This window comes from Enterobacter hormaechei subsp. hoffmannii (assembly GCF_001729745.1).
Classification (GTDB): Bacteria; Pseudomonadota; Gammaproteobacteria; order Enterobacterales; family Enterobacteriaceae; genus Enterobacter; species Enterobacter intestinihominis.
This window is the reverse complement of sequence record NZ_CP017186.1, coordinates 1,404,754-1,424,037: the sequence shown is the minus strand read 5'-3', so window position 1 is coordinate 1,424,037 and position 19,284 is coordinate 1,404,754. Positions and strand designations below refer to the sequence as shown.

General features: G+C 55.6%; 18 protein-coding genes. 8 read left to right on the top strand and 10 right to left on the bottom strand.

What is annotated here, in order from left to right:
- Positions 1-162: 162 nt before the first annotated feature.
- Entirely contained in the window at positions 163-1,083 is a 921-nt protein-coding gene (ldtB, locus tag BFV65_RS06675; protein WP_003858435.1) for a L,D-transpeptidase, read from the top strand.
- A gap of 41 nt (positions 1,084-1,124) precedes the next feature.
- Here the strand turns inward: ldtB and BFV65_RS06670 are convergent, their stop codons facing one another.
- The 9 genes from BFV65_RS06670 to mntR form a co-directional block, all read right to left on the bottom strand.
- A complete protein-coding gene (locus tag BFV65_RS06670; protein WP_015571043.1) occupies positions 1,125-1,841 on the bottom strand; it encodes a GntR family transcriptional regulator in 717 nt (238 codons plus the stop codon).
- A 14-nt stretch (positions 1,842-1,855) separates the two neighbouring features.
- The gene (locus tag BFV65_RS06665; protein ID WP_023299655.1) at positions 1,856-3,178 is read right to left on the bottom strand and encodes a PTS sugar transporter subunit IIC; all 1,323 of its coding nucleotides are present in this window, start codon (positions 3,176-3,178) and stop codon (positions 1,856-1,858) included.
- A gap of 51 nt (positions 3,179-3,229) precedes the next feature.
- The gene (locus BFV65_RS06660; RefSeq protein ID WP_063146189.1) at positions 3,230-4,606 is read right to left on the bottom strand and encodes a glycoside hydrolase family 1 protein; all 1,377 of its coding nucleotides are present in this window, start codon (positions 4,604-4,606) and stop codon (positions 3,230-3,232) included.
- A gap of 161 nt (positions 4,607-4,767) precedes the next feature.
- Positions 4,768-5,808 (bottom strand): aldo/keto reductase, encoded by a 1,041-nt coding sequence (locus BFV65_RS06655; RefSeq protein WP_063152790.1) that lies wholly within the window; start codon positions 5,806-5,808, stop codon positions 4,768-4,770.
- 102 nt (positions 5,809-5,910) lie between these two features.
- Positions 5,911-7,434 carry an efflux transporter outer membrane subunit gene (locus BFV65_RS06650; RefSeq protein WP_023299652.1) on the bottom strand — a complete coding sequence of 508 codons (1,524 nt, stop codon included), beginning with the start codon at positions 7,432-7,434 and terminating at the stop codon, positions 5,911-5,913.
- Positions 7,434-9,005 (bottom strand): DHA2 family efflux MFS transporter permease subunit, encoded by a 1,572-nt coding sequence (locus BFV65_RS06645; RefSeq protein WP_022647529.1) that lies wholly within the window; start codon positions 9,003-9,005, stop codon positions 7,434-7,436. The genes BFV65_RS06650 and BFV65_RS06645 overlap by 1 nt, the downstream gene beginning before the upstream one ends.
- A complete protein-coding gene (locus BFV65_RS06640) occupies positions 9,002-10,096 on the bottom strand; it encodes an HlyD family secretion protein (RefSeq protein ID WP_023305746.1) in 1,095 nt (364 codons plus the stop codon). Before BFV65_RS06640 ends, BFV65_RS06645 begins: the two co-directional genes overlap by 4 nt.
- A gap of 101 nt (positions 10,097-10,197) precedes the next feature.
- Positions 10,198-11,307, bottom strand: coding sequence for an anion transporter (locus BFV65_RS06635; protein ID WP_069596383.1), 1,110 nt, complete (start codon positions 11,305-11,307; stop codon positions 10,198-10,200).
- Positions 11,304-11,777, bottom strand: a complete 474-nt coding sequence (mntR, locus tag BFV65_RS06630) for a manganese-binding transcriptional regulator MntR (protein ID WP_022647526.1) — start codon at positions 11,775-11,777, stop codon at positions 11,304-11,306. The genes BFV65_RS06635 and mntR overlap by 4 nt, the downstream gene beginning before the upstream one ends.
- Positions 11,778-11,959: 182 nt before the next feature.
- Here mntR and mntS point away from each other — a divergent pair, with 182 nt between their 5' ends.
- Together mntS and BFV65_RS06620 are read left to right on the top strand one after the other, a co-directional pair.
- Positions 11,960-12,088 carry a manganase accumulation protein MntS gene (gene mntS / locus BFV65_RS06625; RefSeq protein WP_069596382.1) on the top strand — a complete coding sequence of 43 codons (129 nt, stop codon included), beginning with the start codon at positions 11,960-11,962 and terminating at the stop codon, positions 12,086-12,088.
- Positions 12,089-12,356: 268 nt separating this feature from the next.
- Entirely contained in the window at positions 12,357-13,940 is a 1,584-nt protein-coding gene (locus BFV65_RS06620; RefSeq protein WP_022647524.1) for a phosphoethanolamine transferase, read from the top strand.
- A 116-nt stretch (positions 13,941-14,056) separates the two neighbouring features.
- Here the strand turns inward: BFV65_RS06620 and ompX are convergent, their stop codons facing one another.
- Positions 14,057-14,575, bottom strand: coding sequence for an outer membrane protein OmpX (ompX, locus tag BFV65_RS06615; RefSeq protein ID WP_003858450.1), 519 nt, complete (start codon positions 14,573-14,575; stop codon positions 14,057-14,059).
- 354 nt (positions 14,576-14,929) lie between these two features.
- On the opposite strand from ompX, the gene rhtA reads away from it, so the two are divergent.
- The 5 genes from rhtA to glnQ all read left to right on the top strand — a co-directional run bounded on the left by rhtA (position 14,930) and on the right by glnQ (position 19,197).
- Positions 14,930-15,817, top strand: a complete 888-nt coding sequence (gene rhtA, locus BFV65_RS06610) for a threonine/homoserine exporter RhtA (protein ID WP_023305742.1) — start codon at positions 14,930-14,932, stop codon at positions 15,815-15,817.
- A gap of 298 nt (positions 15,818-16,115) precedes the next feature.
- Positions 16,116-16,619 carry a DNA starvation/stationary phase protection protein Dps gene (gene dps / locus BFV65_RS06605; RefSeq protein ID WP_000100801.1) on the top strand — a complete coding sequence of 168 codons (504 nt, stop codon included), beginning with the start codon at positions 16,116-16,118 and terminating at the stop codon, positions 16,617-16,619.
- A 362-nt stretch (positions 16,620-16,981) separates the two neighbouring features.
- Entirely contained in the window at positions 16,982-17,725 is a 744-nt protein-coding gene (gene glnH, locus BFV65_RS06600) for a glutamine ABC transporter substrate-binding protein GlnH (RefSeq protein WP_003858455.1), read from the top strand.
- A gap of 93 nt (positions 17,726-17,818) precedes the next feature.
- Positions 17,819-18,478, top strand: coding sequence for a glutamine ABC transporter permease GlnP (gene glnP, locus BFV65_RS06595; RefSeq protein ID WP_069596381.1), 660 nt, complete (start codon positions 17,819-17,821; stop codon positions 18,476-18,478).
- The gene (gene glnQ, locus BFV65_RS06590; RefSeq protein ID WP_022647522.1) at positions 18,475-19,197 is read left to right on the top strand and encodes a glutamine ABC transporter ATP-binding protein GlnQ; all 723 of its coding nucleotides are present in this window, start codon (positions 18,475-18,477) and stop codon (positions 19,195-19,197) included. Before glnP ends, glnQ begins: the two co-directional genes overlap by 4 nt.
- Positions 19,198-19,284: the final 87 nt, after the last annotated feature.

Here is a 19,284-nt window from a genome sequence, read left to right as displayed (position 1 = left end):
TCCTGTGTTGCGGTAATCCACTAAACTTTAACAAAATCGAAAAAAATGTGATTTCGTACACATCTGAATTCCCAGTTAACGGGAATGCACATATAATGCGCTCCCATTACAGATTCAGACTTCTCAACTCATCGCCAGAATGGCTTAGATACCTCGCATAACATGAACATGAAATTAACAACGCTTTTTGCGGCGGCGTTAGCCGTAGTAGGTTTTTGTAAGACCGCGTCTGCGGTGACGTATCCCCTGCCGACAGACGGAAGCCGTCTGGTGGGTGAAAACCAGGTGGTGACGGTTCCGGAAGGTAACACTCAGCCGCTGGAATACTTCGCGGCGCAGTATCAGCTCGGCCTGTCTAACATGCTGGAAGCGAACCCGGGCGTTGACCCGTATCTGCCGAAAGCGGGTACCGTACTCAACATTCCACAGCAGCTAATCCTGCCGGATACCGTGCACGAAGGTATCGTGATTAACAGCGCCGAAATGCGTCTGTATTACTACCCGAAAGGCACCAACACCGTGATCGTGCTGCCTATCGGTATCGGTCAGCTGGGTAAAGACACCCCGCTGAACTGGACCACCAAAGTGGAGCGTAAGAAAGCGGGCCCAACCTGGACGCCGACCGCCAAAATGCACGCTGAGTACATTGCTGCCGGTGAACCGCTGCCGGCCGTTGTGCCTGCTGGCCCGGATAACCCGATGGGTCTGTACGCGCTGTACATTGGTCGTCTGTATGCCATCCACGGTACTAACGCCAACTTCGGTATCGGCCTGCGCGTAAGCCACGGCTGCGTACGTCTGCGTAATGAAGACATCAAATTCCTGTTCGATAACGTGCCGGTCGGTACGCGCGTGCAGTTCATTAACGAACCGGTGAAAGCGACGTCAGAGCCGGACGGCAGCCGTTACATTGAAGTGCATAACCCGCTGTCCACCAGCGAAGATCAGATCAACAACAACGAAATCGTACCGATTAAGCTGACCAGCGCGGTGCAGTCCGTTACCTCTCAGGCGGATGTTGACACGACCATCGTTGACCAGGCGATTCAGAACCGTTCCGGTATGCCGGTGCGTTTGAACTAATCGCGAGCACGAACAAAGCGGGCCTCGAGGCCCGCTTTTTTTTATCCGTTATTCACAATTACGATGCCGCCATGATCATAGCGATAGTGACAATGGGCGTACTCCAGCGGCGTACCATCTTCCAGATAGATCACCTGCTCGACCTCCAGCACCGGGTCGGTTGGCTCACAGACCAGATGCTGCATATCCAGCGCACTGGGCTTCAGCGCCCGCACCACACGATACGATCCCATGATCTTCAGCCCCAGCGTCTCCTGCACATACCGGAATACCGAACTTTCAAGATGGGTTTTGTTCAGCCCGGGCACCAGATTGAGCGGCATCACCGTGGCGTCCAGGGACATCGGCTCACCGTTGAGTAAACGCAGACGGATGAAGTCATAGATTGGCGTATCCGGATTTATCATCAGCGAGGCCTGCTCTTTCTCGTTCGGGAAGCGAAGTTCGAAGTGCACCACCTGGCTCGTCACCGTGCCTAAATGTTCCCAGGTTTTGGTCGCCCCAAAGTAGTCGCTGCCGGAGAGATCCCACTGGGAAAGCTGGAGGAAATTTTTGCGGATAAACGTGCCCTGTCCCTGCCGGGTATAGACCAGCCCTTCTACGATCAGCTGACGCATCGCCTGCTGAATGGTCATCCGGCTGGTGCTGAATTCCGCCGCCAGCGCGAACTGGTCCGGCAACGGTTCATTGGCGGCGTACTGCTGGGTAATAATGCGTTTCTTAATTTCCCGCGCTATGGTGATGTACTTCGCCGCCATCTTCCTTCCTTAAATTAGTTTTCTGTCCCGCTGTTTTTCACGGCCACTCGCTCGGCCACCTTGAGGAAAGGCAGGTAGAAGAATACACCAAATACGATGATTGCCAACTGCACCACCACCGCCCGCCAGTCCCCCGCCGTCGCCAGCCAGGCGCTGAGGATCGGCGGCGTGGTCCACGGGATCATCACCACGCAGCGCGACATCAGACCCAGCGTGGTACAGAGCCACGCAAAGTAAATCCCGATGGCGGGCAGCAGCACAAACGGGATCATCAGCGGCAGGTTAAAGACAATCGGCAGGCCGAAAATCACCGGCTCGTTGATGTTGAACAGACCCGGCGCCAGTGACAGACGCGCCACCTGCTTCGCTGATTTCTGTCTTGAGAAGATGAAGATAGCGATCAGCAATGAGATAGTGCTGCCCGTCCCGCCCACCATGCCAAAGGTCGGCACAAAAATGTTGTTGATGATGTGTGGGATCGGCTGGCCGTTGGCAAAGGCCAGCATGTTCTCGTTGGTGTTGATCAGCAGAAACGGCTCCAGCACCACGCTGTTGACTACCGACTGATGAATACCGAGCGTGAACAGGAAGTTACCGAAGCTGTAAATGAAGATCGTCCCGGGCAGACTGGTGTTGATCAGCCGCAGCGGCTGCTGAATGAATGTCGTAATGAGATGGATCAGATCCGTATGCAGCACGTTCGCCAGTATGGCCGCCAGCACCGCAAACAGGGAGAGCGTAAGGATTGTCGGGATCAGCGCGGTAAAGGATTTGCTCACCGCCGGAGGCACGTTCTCCCCCAGCGAAATGTGCAGCGCCTTCAGCCGTGAAATGGCGATAAACAGCTCGGTTGAGAGCAGCCCAATCAGCACCCCGGCGAAAATGCCGGTGGAGCCGATATTGGCGAACGTCAGCACCTGGGTGACGTTCACCGTGGCGTCGCTGCCGACAGGCGTAATCTGTAAGCGCATCGGCATCATGATGATGAAGCTGCTGACGGCGATAACCACTGCCGAGACCGGATTGTCGAAATCTTTGTTGCGCGCCAGCGACCAGGCGATCATCGGCGCCAGCAGCAGCGCGGCGATGTTCAGCGTGCCGTTGATAATCGCCTCGCCCCACACCTTAAACTGCGTGAGCGTGTCGCCTTCCAGCACCCATGGAAACACGACGTTGTTCACCAGCACCGCCAGACCGGCGAGGATGAAAATCGGCATCACCGTGGCGAAAGCGTCCCGCAGGGATCGCAGGTGTACCTGGTTTGCCAGGCGCGCCGAGAACTCAACAAATTTATCGACAAAAGACTGCATGTGCGGTGTTATTTTTGTTTCAGACATAGCGGAGTATTCCCATCAATCAGTCGCAAAAACGGCCCGGCAGCGTACGGCTTACATCTCGCGTCCGTTAGTATGGATAACCTGTTTTAACCACGCGTAGCTCTTCTTCGGCACGCGCTTAAGGTCTTTCAGGTCGTGATTTTCACGGTTGACGTAGACCACGCCGTAGCGCTTACGCATGTCACCCTGCGAGCTGAGAATGTCGATTAAGCCCCAGCCGAGGTAGCCCATTACCTCTGCCCCGTCCTCGAATATTGCCGCTTTCATCGCCTCGATGTGCGCCCGGTGGTAGTCGATGCGGTAGGTGTCCTCGATCGGGTTTACCCCGTCCCAGGACTCGATCACGCCGATGCCGTTTTCAATCGGGAATACCGGCATCCGCCAGTCGTTGGCATAGCGGGTGATGATGGTGCGAAAGCCCAGCGGGTCGATCTGCCAGTTCCACTCGGTGGCTTTCAGGTACGGGTTATTTTTCTCGCCATGCAGCAGGTAATGGTTCACCGGCGTGCCTTCAGGGATGGCATCGCTGTCCAGCGTTTTGCTGGCGTAATAGCTGAAGGCCATAAAGTCGTTCTTCGTGCGCGCAAACAGCGCGAGATCGTCTGCGCGGTAGATATCACCGAAGCCCTCCTGCTCCACCACCGCCATCACCGCCGGGCTGTAGCCCTGTCCCGCGAAGACGCGCAGCAGGTTCTGGTTGAGGAATTCGTCGTACTGCTGGGCACAGAAGATATCGCGCGGTTTGCAGGTGGCCGGATAAATCAGCTGGTGCGCCAGCATGCCGCCCATCAGCTTGCCTGGCTTAGTCTGGTGCAGGTATTCGGTCAGAGTCATGTGCGCCACCATCGCATGGTGCTGAAGCTCATACAGCTCGCGCAGGGTTTGCTCGCCTTTCATGTAACCGGAAATGCGAAAAGCTTCCGGCATATGGAAAATGTTCTGCTCGTTGAAGGTCAGCCAGTACTTCACGCGATCGCCGTAGCAGTCGATCATCTTCTTGCCGTAGCGGATAAAGGCCTCCATCACCCGGCGGTCGTTGAAGCCGTTGTACTCCTGCGCCAGCGCCAGCGGCATATCGAAGTGGTAGAGGCAGACCATCGGCTCAATACCGCGGGCGAGCAGATCGTTAATAAAGCTGTCGTAAAACGCGATACCTTCGGCGTTGAACTCGCCGTCACCCTGCGGGCAGACGCGGCTCCAGGAGATCTGGAAGCGGTAGCAGTTCATGCCCAGATCCTGCATCAGATCGAAATCTTCCCGGTAGCGGTGGTAGGAGTCGGTCGCCACTTTCCAGTCGGAGATGTTTTCTCCTGCTTCCCGAATGTCATATACCGACATCCCCTTCCCGCCCTCATTCCATGCCCCTTCCGTCTGCATGCTGGATACCGAGTTGCCCCATAAAAAGTTGGCTGGCAGTGATTTGTTCATGATTGCTCCCTATATGACTAGTCATTTAAATTTCATGACTAGTCATATAGATCGAGATGAAACATCAGGCAAAGAGAAGGAGTATTTTTTGTGAGGTGGGTTGAAATAAAGACCAGAGATAGTAGCCCCGGTAAGCGAAGCGCCACCGGGGAAAAGGAAGGTTACTGCTGCGCGAGCTGACTACGACGGTATTCCCCCTGCCGCTCCAGCATCCAGCCTGGATATTCGCGCGGCAGCGCGCTGACGGCATCAAGCTGTTTAAGCTCGTCTTCGCTTAAACGGATCCCGGTGGCGGCAATATTATCGTCCAGCTGATCGACGCGTTTCGCACCAATAATGACGCTGGTCACCGCTTTTTGATGCAGCAGCCATGCCAGCGCGATTTGCGCCACGGAGACGCCCTTACGCTCGGCAATGACGCGCATTACGTCCACGCAGTCGAAGGCGCGATCTTTATTCACCGGCGGGAAGTCAAATTCCAGACGGCGGCCTCCGGTTTCGCTCTGCCCGTCACGACCGTATTTTCCGCTCAGCAGGCCGCCCGCCAGCGGGCTCCAGACCATCAATCCGACGCCTTCGCTCTGCATCATCGGCACCAACTCGCGCTCCAGGTCACGTCCGGCAATGGTGTAATACGCCTGCAACGATGCGAAACGCGCCAGCCCAAGACGTTCAGAAATACCGAGCGCTTTGGCAATCTGCCACGCAGTCCAGTTCGAGACGCCGATGTATCGCACGTGACCGTGCTGCACAAGGTTATCCAGTGCGTAAAGCGTCTCCTCAATGGGGGTCGCGGGGTCGAAACCGTGCAGCTGATAGAGATCGATATGATCGAGCTGCAGGCGGCGCAGGCTCTCCTTTACGCTGTCGATAATGTGATAGCGCGAGCCGCCGCGTGAGTTCACTCCCGCCGTGCCCGTTTCACCAAACACCTTTGTGGCGACCACCACGTTTTCACGTGGAACGTTCAGGTTTTTCAGCGCCTGCCCGAGGATCTCCTCCGAGCGTCCTTCCGAATAGACGTCGGCAGTGTCGATAAAGTTGATGCCCGCGTCCAGCGCGCGGCCCACCAGCTGCTCGGCTTCGTTTTGCCTTAGCTGGCCAATCTTGCCCCACATGCCGCCCTCGCCGCCGAAGGTCATGGTGCCGAGGCAGAGTTCAGAAACAAACAGTCCGGTATTGCCCAGTTTTTGATAACGCATAACGCTTTCCTCGCATGTCGATTGGGTGTCTGTTAGTTATACCCGCCCCCCAGCCATCGCGAATGTGGCGTTCCTGTCCGTTTCTTGCCCAATCCTCTGAATCTATCCGCGCGGGGCATCGCCAAAGACGCTGTAGTCTGGCAGCTGAACCTGCTGATACGGCTCCCAGCCGCCGCCGAGGGCTTTGTAGAGCGCCACCAGGTCAAGCGCGCTCTGCACCTGCGCCTGCGCCCGCTGCTGTTCGGCCTGAGCGAGCTGACGCTGGGCGTCCAGCACGTCAATAAAACTAGCGATCCCCTGTCGGTAGCTGTCGCTGGCGAGATCAAAAGCGTTTTGCAGCGCGTCGATGGTTTTCGCCAGGCCCGCCTCACGCTGCTGGTCAGTGCGATAGCTCACCAGCGCGTTTTCAACATCGCCGAGCGCCGTCAGCACCGTCTGACGATAGTCCAGCACCGCCGCCCCTTGCTGTGCGCGGGCCACCTTGACGCTGGAGACCAGCCGACCGCCCTGGAAGATGGGGATGGAGACCTGCGGACCGAAGCTGTAAAAGTGGCTGCTCCAGTCGGTCAGCCAGCCGGATTCGCTGTTACGCAGGCCAAACTGCCCGGAGAGGGTGAAGCTTGGGAACAGTTCGGCTACCGAAACGCCAATTTGCGCCGTGGCGGCATGGAGGTTCGCCTCAGCTTCGCGCACGTCCGGGCGACGACGCGCCAGCGTTGACGGAATGCCGGTTTGCACAATATCCGGCAACGCTGGCATCGGCTGCACGGATTGTAATTCGGCATCCAGCGCCCCCGGCGGTTTGCCGAGCAGGATGGCCAGCCCGTTCATCGCCTGGCGTTCCTGCGCCTGATACTGCGGCAATTGGGCTTCAAGATTGCCCAACTGCGCCCGGGCGTTTTCTACGTCCATCTGCGGTGACAGCCCGCCCCGCTGGCGGCTTTCGGTCAGATCCAGCGTCTGCTGCGCGCTTTCAATTTGCGTATTAAGCGTGGCAATGATGCTCTGCGCCCCTCGCAGCTGTAGCCACGCCCGCGCCACTTCGGCTTCCAGCGAGACCAGCGCATCGTTACGCTGCTCGATCGCCGCCCGCTGCTGCGCCTCGGCCGCTTCTACCTGACGGCGCACCTTGCCCCACAGGTCGATTTCCCACTGAGCGTCGAAGCTGCCCTGATAGAGGTTAATCGGCTGCGTCAGCGGGCCTAACGCGCTTCGCAACTGCGGATCGACATTATTCAACTGGTCATACACGCCGTGGGATTTCAGCTCCCCTTCCAGCCCAAGCTGCTGGCGCGTCGCCTGCACATTGCCATTCACCGACGGGAAAAATGCCCCGCCGGCCTGGTTAATCTGTTCGCGCGCGCCGGCAATGCGCAATACCGTTTGCTGTAGCGTCAGATTTCCGGCGATGGCGCGTTCAATCAGGCTGTCGAGCTGCGGCGAGCCGAAGGTTTTCCACCAGCGCGGGTTGGTGGCGGCGGAGGACGTTTGCGATTTCACCGCGCCGTCGCCCTTATCGTTCCAGTGCGTGGTGGCGGGCGGTGCAGGCTGTTGGTAGTCCGGCCCGACGGCGCAGCCCACCAGCAGCGTCATTATCATCAGGGGGTGTAAACGTCTGTGTATCATCAGTGTGCTCCTGCACTCCCCTCGCTCTTAACCGGCGAGAGCAACAAACAAAACGGAATCAGTAAGAAGGCCACCGCGCTCAGAATGGTGAAGACGTCGATGTAGGCCAGAAAGCGCGACTGCTCGATCATAGTCTGGTACATCCGCCCGGTGGCAATGCCGGTCGGATCGCCCACCTGAGTGGTGAAGTTCTGGATCGCCTGGGCGCTTTCGCGTATCGCCAGCTGGAACTGCTCATTAAACGGCGAAGCGTGGTAAGCCAGATGCGCGCTGTGCGCCTGCGAGCGCTCGGTGATCGCCGCCGTCGAGAGCGAAATCCCAATCGAGCCGGCCACGTTGCGGAACATGGTAAACAGCGCCGCCGCGTCGGCGTTAAGCCGCCTCGGGATCGAGATAAAGGCGATGGTGGTGAGGGGCACAAACAGGAACCCGAGTCCAATCGACTGGGCGCTGCGGAACAGCACCAGCGTTTCGAAATCGATATCCGGCGTCAGCGTCCGGGACCAGAAGAAGGACACCGCCAGGCAGGTAAAGCCGAAGGCGATGATCCAGCGCGTCTGCACCACCGGCATCAGCTTCAGTACCAACGGAATAGTCAGCACAATCAGCACCGCGCCGGGCGAGAGCACCAGCCCGGACCAGGTGGCGGTATAGCCCAAATCCTGCTGCGCCAGTTGCGGAATAACCACCGAACTGCCGTAGAGGATCATCGCCATCCCCGCCATCAGCAGGCTGGAGATCGCAAAGTTGCGATCCTTCATACAGTGCAGATCCACCACCGGCTTTTTGGCATACATCAGCCAGTAGATCGCGCCGATAATGCCGACCAGCGTCAGTACCGCGAAGGTGCGGATAAAGTTCGAATAGAACCAGTCATCATCTTCGCCCCGGTCGAGCATCACCTGCAAACAGCCAAGTCCGAGAGCGATCAGGCCGATCCCCGTCCAGTCGACGGTGAGCTTCTCTTCCGACTTTTTCTCCCACGGCGGATCTTCCAGCAGCTGATAGATGGCCAGCACCGTCACAATCCCTACCGGAATATTGATAAAGAACACCCAGCGCCAGGAGTAGTTATCGGTGATCCAGCCTCCCAGCGTCGGGCCAAGTACCGGCGCGACGATAATGGCAATGGATGAAAGGCCAAAGGCTTTGCCCCTGTCCTCCGGCTTGAAGTAATCGAGCAGCACCGATTGCTGCGTGGGCTGCAACCCGCCGCCAAAAAAGCCCTGCATCACACGGAACAGGATGATTTGCCAAAGCTCGGTGGCGATGCCGCACAGGAACGAGCAGATGGTGAACATCACAATGCAGATCAGGAAGAACTGCTTGCGGCCAAACAGCCGGCTCAGGAAGGCCGAGATCGGCAGCACGATGCCGTTCGCCACCAGGTAGCTGGTGAGCACCCAGGTAGATTCGTCATAGCTGGCCGAGAGCGATCCCGCGACGTGGGGCAGCGCCACGTTGACGATGGTGGTGTCCAGAATTTCCATAAACACCGCCAGGGTGACCACAATCGCCACCGCCCACGGGTTACTGGCGGGCTTCCAGTTTTCGTGGCTGCTGTCCGTCATTCCACGGTGACCTTCGGTTCAACCGACAGCCCCAGCGGCAGCGGTTTGTTCGGATCCAGCCCCTTATCAATGACGATTTTCACCGGCACGCGCTGAACGATCTTCACAAAGTTACCGGTGGCGTTTTCCGACGGGAAGGCGGAGAAGCGCGAGCCGCTGCCCTGCTGGATGCTGTCAATATGGCCTTCGAGCGCCATATCCGGCCAGGCATCGACGGACACGGTCACTTTGTCGCCCGGCTTCATACGTTCAAGCTGCGACTCCTTGAAGTTCGCCACCACCCACACGTTCGGGGAAACCAGCGAGAACAGTGCCGTGCCTGCCTGCACCAGCGTACCAGGCTGGACGTTGCGTTTGGTGACAAAACCGTCGAACGGGGCGCGGACTTCGGTATAAGAGAGGTTCAGGTTGGCGGTTTCCAACTGCGCTCTGGCCTGATCGACCTGCCGTTCGCGGGCTTCGACGTTAGTCTCCTGCTGGCGGATTTGCAACTGGACCTGCTCCGCCACCTCCAGCTGCGCCTGCGCGCTGGCCAGACCCGCCTGGGCACTCCGCAGTTGAGCGTTCGCGGCATCGATGCTTTGTTGTGTGGTCGCGCGGGGGTCAACGCCGCGCTGACGGCGGTACTCCGCCTGAGCGTTGGTCATATCCGCCTGGGCTTTCAGTACCTGGGCTTTGGCTTCATCGCGCTGGGCGGGATATTGCACCTTCGAGAGCGCCAGCTGCGCCTGCGCCTGATGCAACTGCGCAACCGCCAGCCCAAGCTGGGCCTGAGCCTGATCGCGCTGGGCGGTGGTATCACGCGGATCGATCACCACCAGCACATCCCCTTTCTTTACACGCTGGTTATCCCGCACGCGAAGTTCGGTAACGTAGCCTGCCGTTTTTGGGGCAATGGTCACTACGTCGCCGTCGGTGAAGGCGTCGTCGGTGGTCTCTTCGTTACGGGTCAAAAACCACCAGACCAGCGCCACAATCACCATCACGATGACCACGATGCCAAGGATAATTAACGGTTTTTTGCCCGGGCGCTTGCGCTCGTTATTGTTTTGATCCTGCTCGTCAGCAGGTGGATTTTGATCTTCTGCCATAGTTCAGCAACGGTCCTGTCAGTGAGCGGCATCACACTATGCCGTTCACTAAAGCTAGGACGTTGCTATACATTTGCCAGGAAAAACTGACAAATTGCGCACTATATGAGAAGGAATAGTCCGAAACCGACCGCCGCAGACCAGAGCAGCATCGGGATTGACCATAAATGGAAGCGCCACCAGATGCGGCGATCGTTGGCCATCCGCAGGGCGATGAGGTTGGCCAGCGAGCCGGGCAGCAGCCCAAAGCCGCCGACGTTGACCGCCCACGCCAGCAGTACCGTTGGGGGAACATAGTTAAGCAGCAAAATGGTGGACGGCACGTTACTGATCACCTGCGAGAGACCAATCGCCGTCAGCCATAGTCCCAGCTGCGACAGACCGCTGACGCTATGAAGAACGGTCTGCAATACCGGGAGCTGGACCAGCAGATGCACGTCAATAAACATCGCCATAAACACCAGCAGCAGCGTCCAGTCAACACTCACCAGCACCCGCCGGGCGAGGAACAGGAAGCCACACGCCACCAGCAGCGCGCCCGCCAGCGCCTGGTTTAACTCCAGCGCGGTAATGAAAACGATATACAGTCCCAGGCAGCTCCAGACGAGACGCGGTTGCCACTGGGGGCCGGTGGTACCGCTGTGGTACTGCAACGATTTATTCGGGAAAGCAAACCAGCCCACCACCAGCAGCGTCGCCACGATCGCCAGCGCCAGCGGCGCCATCTGCCAGGTAAATGCGGTAAACGACAGGCCGGAGCGTCCCCACAGCAGAATGTTCTGCGGGTTACCGATCGGTGTGAGCAGCGAGCCTGCATTGACTGCCAGCGCTTCAAAGATAATCAGACGGGTAACCGGTATTTCGCACAGCTTACGCAGCGTGAGCGTAAGCGGCACCACGATAAACAGCGCTACGTCATTAGTGAGGAACGTCGACAGCAGCGCCGCCGAAAAGACCATGAACAGAGCCAGTTTGCGCTCGGTGGCGAAGCGGCGCACCATTTTGCGCCCCAGCACGTCAAAATAGCCGCTCAGCTCTACGCCTTTGGTGAGCATCATCAAACCGCTCAGGGTAATAATGGTGCGCCAGTCTATGGCCGCCGGCCAGGTGTGCGGCGTGAAGGGCACAAAGACGCTGAGCCCAACGCCAGTGATAAGTAAAAGATGGAAAAAACGATCGCGTTTCAGGGCCTGCAAGCCGGGGATGTTCATTCAGCGGCGGGGCCATATTTGAGCGTAAATTCGCGGAACTTCACCAGCGTCTCTTCGCTGACGTGGTGTTCCATACCTTCGGCATCCCGACGGGCAATTTCCGGGCTGACGCCCAGCACCAGTAAAAAATTCTCGACGATCTGATGGCGCTCGCGGCTCTCCTGCGCCAGCTTTTCGCCTTCAGCGGTGAGAAACACCCCGCGCCAGGGGATCATCTCGATCAGCCCGACCGACGCCAGACGTTTTAACATTTTGGCAACGGTTGGCTGCGACACCCCCAGGCGTGCGGCCATATCCACCTGGCGCGCTTCTCCAACTTCACGAATCAGATCGGAGATCAGTTCGACATAATCATCAATCAGCTCCCGGCGGTGCGCCTCACGCACCTGGCGGAAGCCTTCCACATGTTCTTCAACGTTCACCAGTTGCGTCGTTTTTTTTGTTGTTGGCTTACCTGCGCGACGGTTCATTGTGCTTCCTCAATGGGTTGACGCTTCCAGCGCCCTGTAACGGAGCGCACATTGTAAACCATAGCTCTACAAGCACAAAAAATTAACGAATTAGCCATAGCTATACAATATAGCCTGTGCTATATCTGTATGTAATGCAGTCACCCTTCACGGATCGAAGGGATCATGAATCAGGAGGTCTTATGAATGAATTCAAGAGGTGTATGAACGTGTTTACCCACTCTCCTTTTAAAGTGCGTCTAATGTTGTTGAACATTCTGTGCGATATGTTTAACGCCAAACCGCATCAGGACGACAAATCTTCTCACTAAGCGGCGTCGCGGCACGCCGCTTCATTTTCCTGTCACACTTTCGTTGTAAACTCGCTTTTTCCTGATTATTTTTGCGGATTTGCAGCCCCCTTCGCAAAACATCTGTTTAGCAACTGTTGACCTTGATTCACGCTCGCACTATCTTCTTGCAGCCCTGCACAATTTGCGGCTCGCTGAAGCGGACCTCCATTCCCTTTCCACGCACTGTCCGGCAGGCTTTGACCCTTGACGCCAGGGTGAGCACATGGCGTTTTCGTGATAGTGATCTATGAACGTAACCCTGATTGATACACTTGTTACCCGCAGCCGGGCCCTAAGCCCGTGGACGGGATTTTATTTTTTGCAATCGCTGTTGATTAACTTTGCTCTTGGCTACCCCTTTAGCCTGCTTTATGCCGTCGGGTTCACCTGCATTCTTCACCTGCTATGGCGAAGCGCACCGCGCATGCAGAAAGTGCTTATCGGGATCTGTTCTCTGGTGGCTGCCGCCTATTTCCCGTTCGGCCAGGCCTATGGCGCGCCGAACTTTAATACCCTGCTGGCGCTCCACTCCACCAATATGGAAGAGTCTACAGAGATCCTGACGATCTTCCCGTGGTACAACTACGTGGTTGGCCTTTTCATTTTTGCTCTCGGCGTGATTGCGGTTCGCCGTAAGCAGGTCGGGAAAAAAACATGGGGTAAAATTGAAAGCCTGTGCCTGGCCTTTAGCGTAGTGACGTTTTTTGTTGCGCCGGTACAAAATCTGGCCTGGGGCGGCGTGTTTAAGCTTAAAGATACCGGGTATCCGGTGTTTCGCTTCGTTAAAGACGTGGTAGTGAATAACGAGGAAGTGCTCGACGAGCAGGCGCGTATGGCCGAGCTTTCCACCATGAAAGATACCTGGAACGTGCTGGCGGTGAAACCGAAGTATCACACCTATGTGGTGGTGATCGGTGAAAGCGCGCGTCGCGATGCGCTCGGCGCGTTTGGCGGTCACTGGGATAACACGCCGTTTGCCAGCTCCGTCAACGGTACGCTGTTTACCGATTACGTGGCGGCCAGCGGCTCGACGCAGAAATCTCTCGGTCTGACGCTCAACCGTGTCGTGGATGGAAAACCGCAGTTTCAGGATAATTTTGTCACCCTGGCCAACCGGGCAGGTTTTCAGACGTGGTGGTTCTCCAACCAGGGGCAGATCGGCGAGTATGATACCGCCATTGCCAGCATCGCGAAGCGTGCCGACGAGGTACAGTTCCTGAAAAGCGGTGATTTCGAAGCCGATAAAAACACAAAAGATGAAGCGTTGCTAAAAATGACCGCGCAGGTCTTTGCCACTCAGCGCACCCAGCCGCAGCTGATCGTCCTGCACCTGATGGGGTCACACCCGCAGGCATGCGATCGTACCGGGGGAAAATATGCGGAGTTTGTGCAATCCAAAGAGACCTCGTGTTATCTGTACACCATGACGCAAACCGACGATCTGCTCAGCAAGCTGTACGCGCAGCTGCGCAACAGCGGCGACAGCTTCTCGATGGTCTATTTCTCTGACCACGGTCTGGCGTTTAAGGAGCGCGGTAAAGAGGTGCAGTATCTGGCTCACGATGATAAATTCCAGCAGAACTTCCAGGTACCGTTTATGGTGCTGTCGAGTGATGACAAAACGCATCGCATCATCAAAGCGCGCCGTTCCGCGAACGATTTCCTGAAATTCTTCTCACAGTGGACGGGGATTAAGGCGAAAGAGATAAAAAATGATTACCCGTTTATCTCCGGGAAGAAGGGCCCGCCAGTTTACATTACCAACTTCAGGTTACAGAAAGTTGACTATAACCATCTGGGGACGGATATTTTCGATATTAAGAGTAAGTGATCTCTGCCGTCTCGTGCAGGCTGATGCCCTCACCCTGGCCCTCTCCCACGGGGAGAGGGTACAAACAAAAAAAATCCGCCACATTGGGCGGATTTTTTACTGGCTCACCGAAGTGATTAGAAGCGGTAACCTACGCCCGCGATCCAGGTGCCAACGTCAACGTTGCGGATACGGCTCTGCTCATAGGAGAAGTCCAGAGCAACGTTTTCGATTGGGTTGAACTGCATACCTGCGCCATAGGAGAAACCGTAGTCGCTGTTGCTTGCAGTACGGTTCAGACCCTGGTTTTCGGTCTGCTGGAATTTACCGTAGCCAACACCTACAACACCGTAGATGCTTGCCCAGTCATTCAGGCGGTAAGCAGGACCCGCGGTGATGCCGTAGTACTGACCTTTATTGTAAGAGCCATTTTCAGTACGATCTTTCTCGGTGTAAGTGAAAGAACCGATCACACCCAGCGGGTTGTTGTCTTGCTCGTAACGGTACTTCAGGTTGAAACCGTTGGTTTTGTTCATCACGCCCTGCATATCGCTCTGAGCGTAACCACCAGTTACAGTAGAAGTTGCCGCTACAGCGGTACCTGCGGAAACAGCCAGAACAGCTGCCAGTGCTGAAAGACATGCAATTTTTTTCATAACCACCTCAAATGTGCTTCAAGTAAGTCCGTAAGTTTTAAATATATCAAAAAAATCTGTGAAACTCTTTGTCATTCACGATGTCTAATGCGACCTTTCCTGTAACAGAACATTTCCAGCACCAGCTATCTCGTTCAAATAACTCCAGATTTTCACCTGTAAATGCTAATAGTGCGCGTCATCGCCATTTAGTTCATCCAGATTATTCCTAATCTTTCAGGCGATAAAATCAGCAACGTTTTCTCATTTTACGGATTTTCCCTGGATTTTTTTCAACAGTAGCTCAACCGTTGCAGGTTATTTCCATTACACTGCGACTTTTACCTCTTTTGACAAAAATTGACAGGAGAAAGGATGCCAGGTTTACCTCGTAAATCGTCGGTCTGGATGCCGGTGGCAGTCATACTTATCGCGATGATGTCCATACAAAGCGGCGCGTCGCTGGCAAAATCGCTGTTTCCGCTGATTGGTGCGCCCGGCGTCACGGCGCTGCGTATCGCATTAGGCACCCTGATCCTCGTGGTTGTCTTTAAACCCTGGCGGCTACGGTTTAAAAAGGAGCAGCGACTGCCTCTGCTTTTTTATGGGCTGGCGCTGGGAGGGATGAACTACATGTTCTACCTCTCTATTCAGACTATCCCGCTGGGGATCGCGGTCGCGCTTGAATTTACCGGCCCGCTGGCGGTTGCCCTCTTTTCTTCTCGTCGCCCGGTAGACTTTATCTGGGTCATACTGGCCGTGCTGGGGCTATGGTTCCTGCTGCCGCTCGGCCAAAGCGTTTCACAAATAGATTTGACAGGGGCCGCTCTGGCGCTGGGCGCAGGGGCGTGCTGGGCGGTGTATATTCTCACTGGTCAGCGTGCGGGCGAAGAGCACGGCCCCGCGACGGTCGCCTTAGGCTCGCTGATTGCCGCGGTTATCTTTGTCCCGATCGGCATGGCACAAGCAACGGACTCAATATGGCAGTGGTCAATCCTGCCGGTTGGGCTGGCGGTCGCCATTCTTTCCACGGCGCTGCCCTACTCTTTGGAGATGATCGCCCTGACGCGTCTGCCTACGCGTATTTTTGGTACGCTCATGAGCATGGAGCCCGCGCTGGCTGCCATCTCTGGAATGATGTTCCTCGGCGAAACCCTGACACTGGTGCAGACGCTGGCGCTCTGTTCCATCATCGCGGCGTCAATGGGCTCTACATTGACCATGCGCCCGGAACCAAAAGTACATAAGATTGACCTCAACTAGCCCTTAAATTCTGCATGGCTTACCGGCCATGCAGAATATAGGTCTCGTCAGCCCTTCAAATAATTTCTTACAAACTCTCTTATATTGCCAAAATATTTCACCTGCCCGCCTTGTCACTTAACGAATTAAGATTGATCTGCATCAATTTATATAAAAAACTTTAAAATCATTAAGTTAAAACTTCAACCATCCTTTCGCTATTAAACCGATAGGCAGCGCCAAACCGCAGAGAAAAAATCCGGTGCTATACTTAGTTCCGTAATTACCTGGGACACAAACATCAAGAGGATATGAGATTATGAGTACCGCTAAACTGGTGAAAACGAAAGCGTCTAATCTGCTTTATACCCGTAACGATGTATCGGATAGCGATAAAAAAGCGACCATTGAGCTGCTGAATCGCCAGGTGGTCCAGTTCATCGATCTTTCGCTGATCACCAAACAGGCCCACTGGAATATGCGCGGTGCAAACTTTATTGCCGTTCATGAAATGCTGGATGGCTTCCGCACAGCACTGGTGACTCATCTGGATACCATGGCCGAACGCGCCGTACAGCTGGGCGGTGTGGCTCTGGGTACCACGCAGGTGATCAACAGCAAAACGCCACTGAAAAGCTATCCGCTGGATATCCATACCGTTCAGGATCACCTGAAAGAGCTGGCGGACCGTTATGCGATTGTCGCGAATGATGTTCGTAAAGCGATTGGCGAAGCAAAAGATGAAGACACCGCTGATATCTTCACTGCCGCGTCACGCGACCTGGATCAGTTCCTGTGGTTCATTGAGTCAAACATCGAATAATCCCTGCGGATTGTCTGAATAACCCTCGCCCCTGGCGGGGGTTTTGCACATTAATGGTGCACACTTTTGTCCGCAAACGGCCGCAAAAGTGAATAAAATGTAATAATCACCTCACACAACCGTTAACGGAAGATTGTTTTTTCGTCAGATTCTGCGCTAAATATCCCCCTGTCAGAAGACCTTAACGAAGCGCACCAAAACGGTGCTCCATTCTGGTGCAACCTGACAGAATTGCCACGCTTTTTGTGCAATGCGTGACATTATCCCCTTTGCAAAACAACAGCTTGTAAAACTGGCACGATTTTTTCATTATGCCTGAGGTTCTCGCAGGGGATCGCCCCGTGGATATAAAAGGAAATGCTATGAAGTCTGTATTAAAAGTTTCACTGGCTGCACTTACCCTGGCGTTTGCGGTGTCCTCGCAGGCTGCCGACAAACTGGTTGTGGCGACTGACACGGCGTTCGTACCGTTTGAATTCAAACAGGGTGATAAATACGTTGGTTTTGACGTTGATCTGTGGGCCGCTGTCGCAAAAGAACTCAAACTGGATTACACCCTGAAGCCAATGGATTTCAGCGGCATTATCCCGGCACTGCAAACCAAAAACGTTGACCTGGCGCTGGCGGGCATCACCATTACCGAAGAGCGTAAAAAAGCGATCGATTTCTCTGATGGCTACTACAAAAGCGGCCTGCTGGTGATGGTGAAAGCGGATAACAACGACGTGAAAAGCGTGAAAGATCTCGACGGTAAAGTGGTCGCCGTGAAGAGCGGCACCGGTTCCGTTGATTACGCGAAAGCCAATATCAAAACCAAAGACCTGCGTCAGTTCCCGAACATCGACAACGCTTACATGGAACTGGGCACCAACCGCGCAGACGCGGTGCTGCACGACACGCCTAACATCCTTTACTTCATCAAAACCGCCGGTAACGGCAAGTTCAAAGCGGTAGGTGATTCCCTGGAAGCTCAGCAATACGGTATTGCGTTCCCGAAAGGCAGCGACGACCTGCGTAATAAAGTTAACGGCGCGCTGAAAACCCTGAAAGAGAACGGCACCTATAACGAAATCTACAAAAAATGGTTCGGTACCGAGCCTAAATAATTTCACCTGACTTCAGGTTTGTAACGCCCGGTGGCGCTACCGCTTACCGGGCCTACGTTTTTCGTTTTTCACCACGGTATACAGGAATACATCATGCAGTTTGACTGGAGCGCCATCTGGCCTGCCATTCCTCTCTTGCTTGAAGGCGCTAAAATGACCTTGTGGATTTCGGTCCTCGGTCTGGTTGGCGGGTTAATTATCGGTCTGGTGGCCGGTTTCGCCCGCACCTACGGCGGCTGGATTGCAAACCACATCGCACTGGTTTTCATCGAAGTGATCCGCGGCACCCCCATTGTGGTGCAGGTCATGTTTATCTACTTCGCCCTGCCGATGGCCTTCAACGATCTGCGCATTGACCCGTTCAGCGCAGCTGTCGTCACCATTATGATTAACTCCGGCGCCTACATTGCGGAAATCACCCGCGGTGCGGTGCTGTCGATTCATAAAGGCTTCAGCGAAGCTGGCCTGGCGTTAGGTCTTTCCCGTCGCGAAACGATCCGTCACCTGATCCTGCCGCTGGCGCTGCGCCGCATGCTGCCGCCGCTGGGCAACCAGTGGATCATCAGCATTAAAGACACCTCGCTGTTTATTGTTATCGGCGTGGCCGAGCTGACCCGTCAGGGCCAGGAGATCATCGCGGGTAACTTCCGCGCCCTGGAAATCTGGAGTGCGGTCGCCGTTGTCTACCTGATTATCACGCTTGTCCTGAGCTTTGTTCTGCGTCGTCTTGAAAGAAGGATGAAAATCCTGTGATTGAATTTAAAAATGTTTCCAAGCACTTTGGTCCAACCCAGGTACTGCACAATATCGATTTGAACATCAGGCAGGGTGAAGTGGTGGTGATCATCGGGCCGTCGGGTTCCGGAAAATCCACCCTGCTGCGCTGCATTAACAAGCTCGAGGAGATCACCAGCGGCGATTTGATCGTCGATGGTCTGAAGGTGAACGATCCGAAAGTGGACGAGCGCCTGATCCGCCAGGAAGCGGGCATGGTGTTCCAGCAGTTCTACCTGTTCCCGCACCTGACGGCGCTGGAAAACGTGATGTTCGGTCCTTTGCGCGTGCGTGGGGCCAGCAAAGCGGCGGCAGAAACGCTGGCAAAAGATCTGCTGGCGAAAGTGGGTCTGGCGGAGCGTGCCCACCACTATCCTTCCGAGCTGTCCGGTGGCCAGCAGCAGCGCGTGGCCATTGCCCGTGCGCTGGCGGTGAAGCCAAAGATGATGCTGTTTGATGAGCCAACCTCCGCACTCGACCCGGAGCTGCGTCACGAGGTGCTGAAAGTGATGCAGGATCTGGCAGAAGAAGGCATGACGATGGTGATCGTTACCCACGAAATCGGCTTTGCCGAAAAAGTGGCGTCCCGTCTGATCTTCATTGATAAGGGCCGCATCGCGGAAGACGGTAATCCGCAGGCGCTGATTGCGAACCCACCGAGCCAGCGCCTCCAGGAGTTCCTGCAACACGTCTCCTGATAGCCATACACAGAGCCGGGCATGCCCGGCTTTTTTATGCCGGATTGTTCCCAAAAACTCCCCTCCGCTCCGCGCACTCTATACTTA